The sequence below is a fragment of the Pelagibacterium sp. H642 genome (assembly GCF_031202855.1).
Taxonomy (GTDB): domain Bacteria; phylum Pseudomonadota; class Alphaproteobacteria; order Rhizobiales; family Devosiaceae; genus Pelagibacterium.
Map to the genome: position 1 here is coordinate 847,062 of NZ_CP101829.1, position 12,996 is coordinate 860,057.

The window sequence follows — 12,996 nt, forward strand, 5'->3', positions numbered from 1 at the left end:
TACCGCGGCAGGCGAATGGATTACTTGCGCTTGGCGCAAGCGTACATGTTGATTTCCATCGAAACCGGGATTTCGGTGAGCTTGGGCTTGTTCCAGGCCATAGCTTTTCTCCTCATAGAACACGGCGATATTGCCGTGCTGGCCATGCTGCGAAGAGAAGGGCCCGCCCGCAATCTATGGAGCCCATAGGTCCAAAGCTATGGAACCGCCTCGTCTAGAACTGGGCTTGAGGACCGATATCGAGGAAGGGCGGAACGCCAAGGGTTTCCGGCAGTGCAACCTCGCGCGCCGTCTTCTCAAGCGCCTCGATGAAACTCTTGTAGGGTTCGACGCGCTGATATTGCGAAGGAATGAGGGCGACGATCCGGCGCGCCGTGGCATTGACCCGATAAAGGCGCACACCCTTGAGCGTCTCGGTGCCATGCAGCACGGCAAGGGTCGGCACCAGGCACACCCCTGCCCCGGCGCGCACCAATTCGGTGGCCACCTCGAAGCTGCGGCATTGGGCGACCACCGCATGATCGGGAAACAGCCGCTCATACCAGTTTCGCACCCGCTTGGTATGCTGGGTGCCAAACGAGAATTGGATCGACTGGTTGAGCGTAGCGTATTGATCGGCGCTGAGCTGGCGCCGGGGATCGATAACGCCGGAGAGATCGAGCGTATCGGGAACGGCAAGCACATGCGCATCGGTCAAAAGGGGAACTTGGGAAAACCCGGCGCCCGAAGCGACCATGGAGTTTTCCGCCAGCAATCCCAGCGCAATGCGCCGCTCATAGAGCAGTTCGAGGATATCGGCGGGCGCCCTGTCCTGGATGTCGAAATCGATCTCGGGAAAAATCTCGCGCACCCGTTTCAGCGCGCCGGGCAACAGGATCCTCAGCACCGAGGTGATGCCGGCAAGCCGGATCGTCATGCGACGACCCGTCGTATACTGCATCAGCCCATCCTCGAGGTCGCGCATGCCGCGCAATACATGCTCAGCCTTGGGCAGCAGGTATAGCCCCGCTTCAGTCAGCTCCATCTCACCCGGACGGCGATTGAAAAGCCGGGTGCCGACCAAGGTTTCCAGCCGCGAAAGCTGTTGCGAAAGGGAAGGCTGGGCAATCCCGAGCTGCTTTGCCGCCTCGGTCAGCGTCGCCGCATGCGCGACGGCGGTGAAGATCCGGAGCTGGTGCAGCGAGATTTCGGTATGCAGGCTTGTGGAGAGCTTGTTCATTGTGAGGACGCGAAGCAAGGGCAATCCCCATGTGTTGCCGATCGGGCAGGCACATTCAAGATTAAATGGTCGGCATGGGAAGGAGTGGTGGTGCCCGGGGGCGGAATCGAACCACCGACACGCGGATTTTCAATCCGCTGCTCTACCAACTGAGCTACCCGGGCTTGCCTGTTCCAGGGGCGCTGCGGCCCCGTCGTTGGTGGCCGGGTTATAGGCAGTCCCGTCGGGGCTGTCCAGCACCTCGCGACGAATTTTCCACCTTCGCGACGATTTTGTCGTCAATGCAATGCCAGGTCAGGAAAACAGCCGCTCTGACAGGCGCTTACTCCTCGTCCTCACTGTCGATCCGCCCGCTTTTGTCGGCATCGTCGTCGCTCCGGCCGCCGGGAATGACATAGCTGCCCTTGAGCCAGCGATTGAGATCGACATCGGCGCAGCGCGCCGAACAGAAGGGATGGAATTGCTGGACCGAGGGTTTTCCGCAGATCGGGCACGGCTTAGGCGTCCGCAGGCGGGTGACGTTGGTGTTGGCCATCTCAGACCCCCGGAAGCGACGCCGGATTGAGCCAGTTGAACTGGACCGGGTATCCCTCGCCGGTCAGAAGCGCGGCGGTTTCAAACAGCGGAAGGCCGACGACGGCGGAGTATGAACCGCTCATCTTGACGGCAAAAGCTCCGGCAATGCCCTGGATGGCATAGCCGCCCGCCTTGCCGCTCCATTCGCCGCTCGCCAGGTAGGCTTCGATTTCCTTGTTGGAAAGCCGCTTGAAGCGGATGCGCGTATCGACAAGCCGCTCGCGTGCCTGGCCGGAGGCCGAAATCACGCAAAGCCCGGTGAAAACGCGATGCGCGCGGCCCGAAAGCAGCCGCAGGCAGCCTGCCGCCTCATCCATGGTTTCGGCCTTTGGCAGGATGCGCCGCCCAACGGCGACCACGGTGTCGGCGGCCAGGATCAGCGCGCCGGACGCCAATCCGGCCTGGCGCGCTTTCTTACGGACTTCCACGGCCTTGGCGTGAGCCAGCCGCTGCGCCAGACGGCGCGGCAGCTCACCCTTTTCGGGCGCTTCATCCACATGGGCGGGAATCAGATGATCGGGCTCGATGCCGATCTGGTTCAAGAGCGCGAGCCGACGCGGCGAGGCCGAAGCGAGGATCAGTTCGGGGCGTCTGCTGGACAAGGCGCTGCTCTATTTGAAACGGTAGGTGATACGGCCCTTGGTGAGGTCATAGGGCGTCATTTCGACGAGCACCTTGTCCCCCGCCAGAACGCGGATGCGGTTCTTGCGCATGCGGCCAGCGGTGTGGGCGATGATCTCGTGATCGTTCTCGAGCTTGACGCGAAAGGTCGCGTTGGGGAGCAATTCAGTGACCACGCCCGGGAATTCGAGCACTTCTTCCTTTGCCATTCTTTCTCCTGATGATGCCCCGGGGCATTCTTGCGGTGCCGGCCCGTTCCTTTGCGAGGAACCGGCTCCAGCCGCTTCGGGGCGCGATTTGGCGCGCAAACTAAACGCAAACGCCGATAATTGAAAGTCCCCGCGTCAGCCGGACTTGTCTGCTCTTTCCAGCAGCGGTTCGAGCGCGGAGCGCAGGCGCTTGTCGAGGTCATCGCGCAAATCGCGGTAGGCGGCAAGCGCCACCTCGCGCGTGCCTTCGACTTCCGACGGATCGGCAACTTGCCAATGTTCGGTGACCTCGGCCTCCAGCCCGCGCTCGGCCACCGCTTTTCGTGCGTCCTCGGCCAGGGTGACGACGACATCGAAATGCGATGCCATCAACTCGTCCATGGTGTGAGGTGTATGGACCGACATATCCACCCCGATCTCCTCCATCACCTGATGGACGAAATGATCGGCCTTGCCCGAACGCACGCCCGCAGAACGCGCGATAAGCCGGCCGGGGAAATGCTTGCGGGCCAAGGCTGCGGCGATGGGCGAGCGCACCGAATTCATCGAGCAGACGAACAGGACGGTGGGCAGTTGGCTGTCCTGCTCGGGAATACGCGCAGCATAAGGCTGAACGGCGCAGATGAGGGTGAACAGCCGCCGGGCGGTTTCCAGATCCATCACCAGCTTGTTGTCGAGCCGCTCGATCAGCAGTTCGGCGGCCTGGTTGTGCAGCCCGCGCCGGCCCATGTCCACGGCCTCGATCTGGAAGGTCGAAGCCGAGCGGATGGCCTCGTAATAGCTTTCGCGGATGCGAAAATAATCCCGGATGAGGCTGCGGAACGGGGTCAGCGACAGGTAGTGCGCGGCAATCGGCGAGAAGGTTTCAGGGTGCCGCACGTCGAGCACGATGTGGTTGCCCACGATGGACAGGTGCAGCGCGTACGGCCCCTGCGCGGTAACCCGCGCCGGATAGAACCGGTTGGAATCCACCAGGTCGTAGCTCGCGACGCGCCATTCATGGACCTCGTCGGGATCGACCGAAGTGATGGTGTTGGGGTCGAGCGTGACCGTGACGATCCTGTCCTTTTGCGGATCGAAGGGCCGCTTGTCCATCAGGTATTGAGCCTTATCGAAACCGACCGGCCATGGGCTTGCAACCCTTCGGTTTCCGCCAGGGTGACAGTGGCATCGGCAAGCTCGGCGAGCGCAGCGGGCGTGCAACCCAATATCGAGGTGCGCTTCATGAAGTCGAGCACGCCGAGCCCGGACGCGAACCGCGCCGAGCGGGCCGTTGGCAAAACGTGATTGGAGCCGCCGACATAATCGCCAACAGCCTCGGGCGTGTGGTGGCCGACAAAGATCGCGCCCGCATTGCGGATTTTTCCGATCAGCGGCTCGGGATCATCGAGCGCCAGTTCCACATGTTCCGACGCTATGCGATTGGCGAGCGGAATGGCGTCCTCGAGGCTCGAAACGGTGATGATGGCGCCGAACTCTTCCCAACCGGCGCGGGCATTGTCGGGAGCGCGCAGAGTACCGAGCTGGCGTTCCACCTCGGCAGCGACGGCCGTGCCCAGGGCGGGATCGGTGGTCAAAAGGATCGACTGGGCCCCTGCCCCGTGCTCGGCCTGTGCCAAAAGGTCGGCCGCGACCCAGGCGGGATTGGCCGACGCGTCGGCGATGATCAGCACTTCGGACGGCCCGGCGATCATGTCGATGCCCACGGTGCCGAACACCTGCCGCTTGGCGGCAGCGACATAGGCATTGCCCGGCCCGGTGATCTTGGCGACCGGCGCGATCGTTTCGGTGCCGAACGCCAGCGCCGCAATGGCCTGGGCGCCGCCCACCCGATAGATCTCATCGACCCCAGCGATCTTGGCCGCCGCCAGAATGGCAGGATTGACCTCGCCCCGAGGCGTGGGCACCACGATTGCCAGCCGCTCGACCCCGGCCACCTTGGCGGGGATGGCGTTCATCAGGACCGAGGATGGATAGGAGGCCAGGCCGCCGGGCACATATAGCCCCGCCGCCTCGACGGCGGTCCAGCGGCTGCCCAGCGTCACCCCGATATCGTCGGTATAGGTGTGATCGACCGGCTTTTGCTTTTCATGATGCGCCTTGATGCGCCGATGCGCCAGAACCAGCGCATCGCGGATTTCCGGCGCGACGGCCTGGTAGGCAGCGTCGATTTCAGCCTGAGAGAACCGCATGGTTTCCGGCGTCAATTCGAGCGCGTCGAACTTGCGGGTCAATTCGATCAGGGCAGCATCACCGCGCTTGCGCACATCGGCGATGATCGCAGCCACCGTGTCGCCGACCTCGACCGAGGCTTCGCGCTTGGAGGCGAGTAGAGTCTCAAAAGCCTCGGCAAAGCCGGGTTCGGCGTTCGAAAGAATGGTAGGCATGTAACCGATCGCGTCCCGGTCAGTCGACGTCGTGCTTGGGCTGGGCCTTGGCCGCCCACACCCCGCCGAGATCGCGAAGACGCGCTTCGAGACACTCGACTTCGAGCCGCACCCTGCCACCGCCGGCAAAGGTAAGCAAGACCTCGCCGCTGGGCGCATCCTTGGGCTCGAACGTCACGGCGAGCAGTTCGAGCACGCCATCCTTGGACTTGAGGTCGAACCCATCCGCATGGGCCACCGTGACATGATCGAAATGCAGTCCCGCCCGCTTGCGCTGACCCCTGCCGCGGGCGTCGCCCGCTTCCCAGGCATAACGGTTCATGAGCAGAACGAAGCGCTTGTCGGCCTTGGAATACCCCATGTCGCCCACCCGGACGACGGCATCCTGAAGGTGAGCCGAAACGATCTCGAGATCTTCGCTGTCGAGCGCCAGGAGCTTGAGATCGGTCATGGGAGCCTTGTGTGCGATTGCGTCAGTCATGCTTGCACATCTGGGCACTATGGCTCCAAAGTGCAAGCATATTCTGACACATGGCTAACCCGCGATCCGCTCGATCTGCGCTCCGCAGCGGGACAGCTTGTCCTCGAGCCGCTCGAATCCGCGGTCGAGATGGTAGATGCGGTTGACCACCGTCTCCCCGCGTGCCGCCAGCCCGGCAATGACCAGCGACACGGAAGCCCGCAGATCGGTCGCCATCACCTGGGCGCCCTTGAGCTCGGGCACGCCGGTCACGGTAGCCACCTGCCCGTCGACGGCGATTTTGGCGCCAAAGCGCGCCAGCTCGGCCACATGCATGAAGCGGTTTTCGAAGATGGTTTCCTTGATGGCCGAAGTGCCCTCGGACCGGGTCATCAGCGCCATGAACTGGGCCTGCAGGTCAGTGGGAAAACCCGGGAACGGTTCGGTTTCGACGTCCACCGGCAAAATGCCGTTGCCATTGCGATAGACGCGCAGCCCGCCCTCTTCACGCGTCACTTTCGTTCCGGCATGGGCCAGCGTATCGAGCGCTGCCTGAAGCAGTTCCGGGCGCGCGTTGCGCAGGAACACATCGCCACCGGTCATCGCGGTCGCCATGGCGTAGGTGCCCGTCTCGATCCGGTCGGGCAGCACTTCATGGATCGCACCGCCGAGCTTTTCGACGCCCTCGATCACCAGCCGCTCGGTGCCGATGCCGGAAATCTTCGCGCCCATGGCAACCAGGCATTCGGCGAGATTGCCCACTTCGGGCTCGCGCGCCGCATTCTCGATGATCGTGGTGCCTTCGGCCAGGGTCGCGGCCATCATCACCACATGAGTGGCGCCGACCGAAACCTTGGGGAAGCGAACCGAGGCGCCCTTGAGCCTTCCACCGGGCGCACGGGCCACGACATAACCGCCGTCGATATCGATCTCGGCGCCAAGCTGGCGCAAGCCGTCGAGGTAGAAATCAACCGGCCGGGTGCCGATGGCGCAGCCGCCCGGCAGCGAAACGCGGGCATTGCCCTCACGCGCCAGAAGCGGACCGATGACCCAGAAGCTGGCGCGCATTGTCGAAACCAGCTCGTAAGGTGCGGTGGTATCGACGATGTCGGACGCGGTGAAGGTGATGCGCTGCCCGCCCATATCGGTATCGCCACGCCGGCGGCCGTGAACGGCGATATCGACGCCGTGGTTTTCCAAAATCCGCTCGAGCTGCTTGACGTCGGCCAGACGCGGCACGTTGACGAGGACCAGCGGTTCGTCGGTGAGGAGCGAGGCGATCATCAGCGGCAGCGCCGCGTTCTTGGCGCCGGAAATCGGAATCTCGCCGTTGAGCTGGTTGCCACCCACGATGCGGATGCGGTCCATAAGGCTACTCCTTGGACAGGGTCGGTCGCGAATCGCCACGCATGGGGCGACGCGCTACAGTTGATGTGTGGTAGCGCAGCCGGCAATAGGCTGCAAGAAAGGCGCGAAAGCGCGGAAGGAACGGATCAGGCCGAGGATTTGCCGCCCGACGGTTCGCCCTTGCTCTCCCCTTCTCCTCGCGATGTCGACTCCGGTTTGGGCGCCGTGCGCGCCTTGACCTGGGATTTGCGGCGACGGAGATTTTCCCGCAGCTTTGCGGCCAATCTTTGATCACGATCCTGACTGGGCATGGGCTCGACCTGGGACGCCTCGATTTTGAGTGTTGTACTGACAGTTTTTTGCCCTTGCGTCCACAGATGGCCTGTGGCAGTAACGGCCCGCATTCAGCCGGCAGGTCGATCTCCGGCGTCTCAAACGCTGCTGTAGCTCAGTGGTAGAGCACTCCCTTGGTAAGGGAGAGGCCGACAGTTCAATCCTGTCCAGCAGCACCATTCTCCTCCTCCTCGTTGCTCGTGGCCGTTCTGTTCGCAGGAAACAAGCGGGCTGCCGGACCGTTAGGGGGAAAAGGAGATTCTCATGCACGTTTTCCCCGCATCGCTTTTCACCTGTTTCCTCGTCGTCCTCCCGCTCGCGGCGCAGGAGCTTGACCTGCCGGAAGCGCCCGAGGTGGTGACCCAGGATCCGCTCGTCCCTGAAAGCACTCTCGATGAAGGCGAGGCGTTGCCGGAAAATCCCTATTACGACGACCGCTCGACCGCGGCGGCGGTCGTTGAATCGCTCTACAACGCCATCAACCGGTCCGAATATCTCCGCGCCTGGTCCTATTTCGAGCACGACACCGCACTTGATGAGGAAACCCTGGCTCAGGATTTCGAAGCCTTCGCAGAGGGCTACCGCAACACCGACAACGTCCAGCTTCTCGTCGGGCCGGAGATCACCGAGGGCGCCGCCGGAACCGTTTATTACTCCATCCCCGTCGCTATCGAAGCGACCGACCGGAATGGCGCAAGCGAGACGTTTGCGGGCTGCTATACGCTCAAGCTGGCCCAGCCGGTCCTCCAGGCCACCCCACCGTTTGAGCCGCTGGCGATCGTGGAAGGAAACCTCGAGCCGTCCGAAGGCGCGCTCGAGACCATTCTGCCCAGCCAGTGCACGCCAGCATAGTCCCCGATCACCGGTCGGGCTCGTGATCCGGGAACGGGGTTTGTTCTGGCGCACGCTCCGGGCCGGAATCGGGGTTGCCGGTCGGATCGTCGGGATCGGGCACCGGCGAGTCGGGAGGCGTAGGACGCGGAGGATCGGCGGGGTTGCGCATTGGGGGAACCGGTCCCTTGCGCGAGGGATCGGCAATATCGGGCTGCGGCTCCATGGGTGGGCGCGTCATGGCATACTCCTATCGTTCCAGAGGGGGATCGGGAAACTGAACGTCCGGATCGGGCGCGGGCGGGGTGGGCGGCACGTCGTTTTCGGGCTCGACCGGCGGTGGCTGCTTTTCGGGCTGGGGCGGCCGGGGATGGGGCGCGGGAGGCGGAGGCTCGCCCAGGGGCGGCTTAGGCTGTTCGGGCTGTATGGCCATGGTCACATCCTTTCGATTGTCCCTGGCCAATGCGCTGGCGGCGCGCCCTGTTCCCCGAGTCAAAATCGTCAACCTGCGTTGGTCGACGCAACCTGCTGCCCTCAGGGATGTTGTGCAGGCCACGGGACACCCGCCACTCAAGGTCAGCGAAATTGCACGGCAGCTCCTCCACCAGCATTCGATACGCATTCGGCCCTGTTCTCGATGGTCGCGGCACGGTGTTTCGCCTATGGGCGCCGCTCGTCGAAACCGTCACGCTGAAACTGTGTGAGCCCGAACGCCTCATTGCCATGGAGCGCCATGCCGAGGGCTGGTTCGAGATTCGTGTCGAGGGTGTTGGTGCCGGCACGCGCTATCTCTTCGTGCTTCCCGACGGCACCGAAGTTCCCGATCCTGCTTCACGCTTCCAGCCGCACGGGGTATTGGGCCCGAGCGTGATATGCGCTCCCGAGTTCGGTTGGACCGACGGCGAATGGACAGGCCGGCGCTGGGAGGAAGCCGTCATTTATGAACTCCATGTCGGCACCTTCACAGCCGAAGGCACCTTCCGCGCCGCCATCGACAGGCTCGATGCCCTGGCTGCGCTCGGGGTCACTGCCGTCGAAATCATGCCCCTTCACGCCTTCCCCGGAGATCGAGGCTGGGGATATGACGGCGTCTGCCTCTATGCGCCCCATTCGGCGTATGGCACGCCCGACGATTTCAAGGCATTCGTCGATGCCGCCCACGCCCGCTCCCTGATGGTCTATCTCGACGTGGTCTACAATCACTTCGGGCCGGAGGGAAACCTGATGCCCAGGTTCATGCCGCTATTGTCCCGCCGCCATGAGGGCGAATACGGCACGCCGCTCAATTTCGATGACGACAACAGCGACCCGGTGCGCCGGTTCATCATCGAAAACGCCTTGTATTGGCTGGAAACCTTTCATTGCGACGGGCTTCGCCTCGATGCCGTCCATGAGATTCCCGATGAGAGCGAAACCCATCTGCTGGCCGAGCTGAGCGCCACGGTCAAGGAACGTCTGGGAGACGGTCGCCAGGTCCACCTGATCCTCGAAAACAGCCATAACGAGGTAGGCTGGCTCGATAAGGCGCAGACCGAAGTCCCCTATGACGCCCAGTGGGACGACGATATTCACCATTCACTCCACGTCGCGGTCAGCGGAGAAAAGGGCGGCTTTTACGAAAAGATCACCGAACCGTTCGACATGCTGACCAAGGCTCTGAGCGAAGGTTTTGCCTTTCAGCAGGACGAGGCGAGCGGAGGCAAAAAGCCCGGGGAGCCGAGCGGACATCTCCCGCCCACCGCGTTTATCGCCTTCGTGCAGAATCACGACCAGATCGGGAACCGGCCCGACGGCACGCGCATCACCCATTTCCTGCCGCCCGAACAGGCGCGGGCCATGGCCACGCTGGTGTTCCTCAGCCCCACGATTCCCATGCTGTTCATGGGTGAGGAATGGGCGGCGAGCACGCGGTTCTTCTATTTCTCCGATCTTGGCGAGAATCTGCGCGATCCCGTGCGCCGTTCACGCGAGGAGTTCCTGGCCACCTGGAACATGGACGTTCAGGCGCCCGATCCGTTTGCGGTATCGACGTTCGAGCGTTCCCGCCTCGACTGGTCGGAGATGACGCAAGAGCCGCACGCCGCATGGCTGGATTTTTATCGCGGCCTGATCGAAACCCGCCGCCGCGAAATCGTCCCAAGGCTCGTCGGCATCGGTGGCCATGCCGGCAAGGCCGAGCGGATCGGCGACACGGCGATCGACGCCCGCTGGCGCCTGGCCGATGGGAGCGGACTCCGGCTACTGGCCAATCTGGGGCCCGACCCGCACGAGAGGAATGGCCTCGACGCGGGCCGCCGCATCTGGGCGACAGGAAATGTCCAAGCGCAGATCCTCGGTCCCTGGAGTGTTGCCGTTTCCCTCGACGATTAACGTTCGGCGCCTGTCTCAAGCGCTCCGATCGCTTGATCGATCATGGTTCGCAGCATCTGGTCCTGCTCGCGCATCAGCACGGCGACCGCTCGCGTGTCCTGACGCAATGGCGCGACACTCCCCTGCCCTTTGAAAAAATCAAGCGGCTGCAGCGAAGATTGCTCCAGATGTGGCGCCCAAACGATCGCCGCATCAAGCTCGCCATCACGCATCAGCGAGGCCATGAGTCCGGGCCGGTCATAGGGGAGCCGGCGCACGCCACCCAAGGCGCCGGATTCGATGGTCATCATCACTTCGGCATCGATCGGGGTAAACAGCGGCACGCCAAGTCGCGCCCCTTCTGGCAGATCAGCCAGCGACTCGACGTCCGGATCGGTGGAGATGAGAACGTAAGGCGCTTCGAAATAGGGGCCCGACAGCGTCATCCAGTCGGGCGTCACCTCCCCCGGAATGATCTGGACGCCCATGACCCCGAGACAGGACTGGGCAAGCTCTTCGAATATGACAGGCCAGATGCCCAGCTCGTCGAGCATGCCCATGTCGGCGTCGATCTCGACGATCTCGGGCTCGAGCAGCAGCATCTGCGCGATCTCGTGGGCCGCCTCACGATCCTGCCGCGCGGTCGCACTTTCGGGCAATATGCAAAGCGGCAGCCGATTGCCGAAATCGGGGCGAATGGAATTGTAGAATTCCGGCGGCACGAACGGCACTTGCGCGACTGCATGACCGCCGGCCGGAATGCAGAACCCGATGGCCAAAAGACCGCGAAGCACCATCGACTGAAAACTGGTCATCGCGCCGCCTCGTTTATTGAGTGAGGGGCCGGATGACGTATCCGGCCCCTGTCGATCAGACTTCGGGGAGAGCAAAGACCATCATCATGTTGCCGCCTGAGGGGCGACGGACCTCGGGCGCCAGCGCCTCGGGCACGCTGGTGGACCAGGTGGCGCCGCCCACACCGATGGGGATCGCCACATATTGGCGGCCGTCGACTGCATAGGTGATCGGGTAGCCCTGGGCAGCCTGGGGCAGCGTCACTTCCCACAGCACTTCGCCGTCTTCGGCGTCGAAGGCGTAGAAATTGCGCGCCCAGTCGCCGCCGAACACCACGCCGCCAGCCGTTGCCAGCGTGGCCGAATTTGCGGTGGTCCGCATCGGGAATTCCCACATGATGTCGCCGGTATCGACATTCATGGCCAGGATGCGGCCAGAATTGTCCGGATCGTCGGGATGGTTGACGCGGTTGGTGCCGCCACGGCCATTACCCCCACCGCCTTCGACCATTTCCACTTCGGTATAGACGATGCCGTCATCGCAATTGATGGCCATGGGCACGTAGACCGTGCGGGTCTCGGGGCTGAAGGCCATGGCGCGCCAGCTCCTGAACCCCGTCGCGCTCGGGCAGCTCGACAGCGGCACGTTGAGCTCACCGATCGCCCCCTCGCGATAGGCCGCGAACGTTCCATCCTCGTTGAGGTCGATCTGGTCCTGCAGCCCGATGTCGAAGGCGGGCAAGGGTTCGCCGGTTTCCCGATTGCCGCGCCACAATATGCCGAGCTTGCCCATGTTAATGTAGGCAGGCTCGCCCGCGATATCGATCAGGATGTGCTCGAAGGACTCGTCCATGTCATTGGTTTCGCCGGGAATGTATTGGCGATGCCAGACGATCTCGCCGCTGTCGGGGTTCAGCGCAAGGGTAGAGGTGGTGTAGAGCGCGTCACCGTCATGGCCACGGCTGAGACGCGACCAGGGCTTGGCCTGTGAGACACCGATATAGATCAAATCCGCTTCCGGGTCGTAACTCGCCGTGGTCCAGATGTCTCCGCCCCCACGCAGGGCAAAGGGGATGCCTTCCCAGGTGTCTTCGCTTTCGCCGGGACGTTCGATGGTGATGGTGCGCCAGAGTTCCTCGCCCGTCTCGGCGTCGAAGGCGACCATGGCGCATTTTTCTTCACTGAAGACGTTGCAGCCCTGGAAGCCGACGAACACCTTGCCATCGGCAACCAGCGGAGCGGCAGTCAGTGTCTTGCGGTTCTGGTAGTCCGCAACCTGGGCCTCCCATTCGACCTGGCCGGTTTCGGCGTTGAGTGCAACCAGCGCGGCATCGGGCGTGGGGACATAGATCTTGTCGCCATAGATGGCGAGGCCACGATTGAGCCCACCGGGGCGCGAGCCCTCGGGCATCTCGCGCCGATATTCCCACAGCATCTGCCCCGACGTGGCCTCGAGCGCCTGAACGATAGCGCCGGGGCTGGCCAGATACATGATGCCGTCATGCACGATGGGAGTGGTTTCCTGGCTGCCCGGCTCCATGACCCAGCCCCAGGCGTAGTCGAGATTTGCGACATTTTCCGTGGTGATCTGGTCGAGCTCGGAATAGCCCCAGCCATCGAGCGTGTTGCGCCAGTGGATCCAGTCCTCGGGGGCTGGATCCAGGATATCCTCATCGGTTACCGGCTGGAAATCGGTCACCTGCGCGGTTGCCGGAACCGAGACGGCCAGCGCGCCGAGCACGAACAGGCTCGCGCCCAAAAGGTTGATCTTCATACTCATCCTCCTCGTTAAGCGGTGCAATTCCAAACCGGAACTGCGGGAGATCGGGGAAATTCAGGGATAGCGGAGCGACGGCCCGGCGACGGCCGG

The 12,996-nt window shown here is 63.2% G+C and carries 15 protein-coding genes and 2 tRNA genes; 3 read left to right on the top strand and 14 right to left on the bottom strand.

Features of this window, described 5'->3' with window-relative positions:
- Window positions 1-20: 20 nt before the first annotated feature.
- The 10 genes from pqqA to murA form a co-directional block, all read right to left on the bottom strand.
- On the bottom strand, window positions 21-146 hold the full coding sequence (gene pqqA, locus NO934_RS04225; protein WP_309162463.1) for a pyrroloquinoline quinone precursor peptide PqqA: 126 nt from the start codon (window positions 144-146) through the stop codon (window positions 21-23).
- Window positions 147-214: 68 nt separating this feature from the next.
- A complete protein-coding gene (locus tag NO934_RS04230) occupies window positions 215-1,219 on the bottom strand; it encodes a LysR family transcriptional regulator (protein ID WP_309162464.1) in 1,005 nt (334 codons plus the stop codon).
- Window positions 1,220-1,307: 88 nt separating this feature from the next.
- Window positions 1,308-1,383: transfer RNA gene (locus NO934_RS04235), tRNA-Phe, on the bottom strand.
- Window positions 1,384-1,541: 158 nt separating this feature from the next.
- The gene (yacG, locus tag NO934_RS04240; protein WP_309162466.1) at window positions 1,542-1,754 is read right to left on the bottom strand and encodes a DNA gyrase inhibitor YacG; all 213 of its coding nucleotides are present in this window, start codon (window positions 1,752-1,754) and stop codon (window positions 1,542-1,544) included.
- Window position 1,755: 1 nt separating this feature from the next.
- Window positions 1,756-2,397, bottom strand: coding sequence for a Maf family nucleotide pyrophosphatase (locus tag NO934_RS04245; protein WP_309162468.1), 642 nt, complete (start codon window positions 2,395-2,397; stop codon window positions 1,756-1,758).
- Window positions 2,398-2,406: 9 nt separating this feature from the next.
- Window positions 2,407-2,625: a translation initiation factor IF-1 gene (gene infA / locus NO934_RS04250; protein WP_014327290.1), complete on the bottom strand. Its 219-nt coding sequence runs from the start codon at window positions 2,623-2,625 to the stop codon at window positions 2,407-2,409.
- A gap of 135 nt (window positions 2,626-2,760) precedes the next feature.
- Complete coding sequence (locus NO934_RS04255; RefSeq protein ID WP_309162472.1) at window positions 2,761-3,720, bottom strand: UPF0262 family protein; 960 nt, start codon at window positions 3,718-3,720, stop codon at window positions 2,761-2,763.
- Window positions 3,720-5,012: a histidinol dehydrogenase gene (gene hisD, locus NO934_RS04260; RefSeq protein WP_309162473.1), complete on the bottom strand. Its 1,293-nt coding sequence runs from the start codon at window positions 5,010-5,012 to the stop codon at window positions 3,720-3,722. The genes NO934_RS04255 and hisD overlap by 1 nt, the downstream gene beginning before the upstream one ends.
- 19 nt (window positions 5,013-5,031) lie before the next feature.
- Entirely contained in the window at window positions 5,032-5,493 is a 462-nt protein-coding gene (locus NO934_RS04265; protein ID WP_309162475.1) for a DUF2948 family protein, read from the bottom strand.
- 54 nt (window positions 5,494-5,547) lie between these two features.
- Window positions 5,548-6,840: a UDP-N-acetylglucosamine 1-carboxyvinyltransferase gene (murA, locus tag NO934_RS04270; RefSeq protein WP_309162476.1), complete on the bottom strand. Its 1,293-nt coding sequence runs from the start codon at window positions 6,838-6,840 to the stop codon at window positions 5,548-5,550.
- A 416-nt stretch (window positions 6,841-7,256) separates the two neighbouring features.
- On the opposite strand from murA, the gene NO934_RS04275 reads away from it, so the two are divergent.
- Window positions 7,257-7,331, top strand: a tRNA-Thr gene (locus NO934_RS04275).
- 85 nt (window positions 7,332-7,416) lie between these two features.
- The gene (locus NO934_RS04280; RefSeq protein ID WP_309162478.1) at window positions 7,417-8,004 is read left to right on the top strand and encodes a hypothetical protein; all 588 of its coding nucleotides are present in this window, start codon (window positions 7,417-7,419) and stop codon (window positions 8,002-8,004) included.
- 7 nt (window positions 8,005-8,011) lie between these two features.
- Here NO934_RS04280 and NO934_RS04285 read toward each other — a convergent pair whose 3' ends face one another.
- Together NO934_RS04285 and NO934_RS04290 are read right to left on the bottom strand one after the other, a co-directional pair.
- On the bottom strand, window positions 8,012-8,224 hold the full coding sequence (locus tag NO934_RS04285; protein WP_309162480.1) for a hypothetical protein: 213 nt from the start codon (window positions 8,222-8,224) through the stop codon (window positions 8,012-8,014).
- A 9-nt stretch (window positions 8,225-8,233) separates the two neighbouring features.
- Window positions 8,234-8,416: a hypothetical protein gene (locus tag NO934_RS04290; RefSeq protein ID WP_309162481.1), complete on the bottom strand. Its 183-nt coding sequence runs from the start codon at window positions 8,414-8,416 to the stop codon at window positions 8,234-8,236.
- 152 nt (window positions 8,417-8,568) lie between these two features.
- Between NO934_RS04290 and treZ the strand changes: the two genes are divergently transcribed.
- Window positions 8,569-10,353, top strand: a complete 1,785-nt coding sequence (treZ, locus tag NO934_RS04295) for a malto-oligosyltrehalose trehalohydrolase (RefSeq protein ID WP_309162482.1) — start codon at window positions 8,569-8,571, stop codon at window positions 10,351-10,353.
- Here treZ and NO934_RS04300 read toward each other — a convergent pair.
- Together NO934_RS04300 and NO934_RS04305 are read right to left on the bottom strand one after the other, a co-directional pair.
- Complete coding sequence (locus NO934_RS04300) at window positions 10,350-11,147, bottom strand: hypothetical protein (RefSeq protein WP_309162483.1); 798 nt, start codon at window positions 11,145-11,147, stop codon at window positions 10,350-10,352. The genes treZ and NO934_RS04300 overlap by 4 nt on opposite strands.
- Window positions 11,148-11,202: 55 nt before the next feature.
- On the bottom strand, window positions 11,203-12,900 hold the full coding sequence (locus NO934_RS04305) for a PQQ-binding-like beta-propeller repeat protein (RefSeq protein ID WP_309162484.1): 1,698 nt from the start codon (window positions 12,898-12,900) through the stop codon (window positions 11,203-11,205).
- Window positions 12,901-12,996 lie beyond the last annotated feature (96 nt).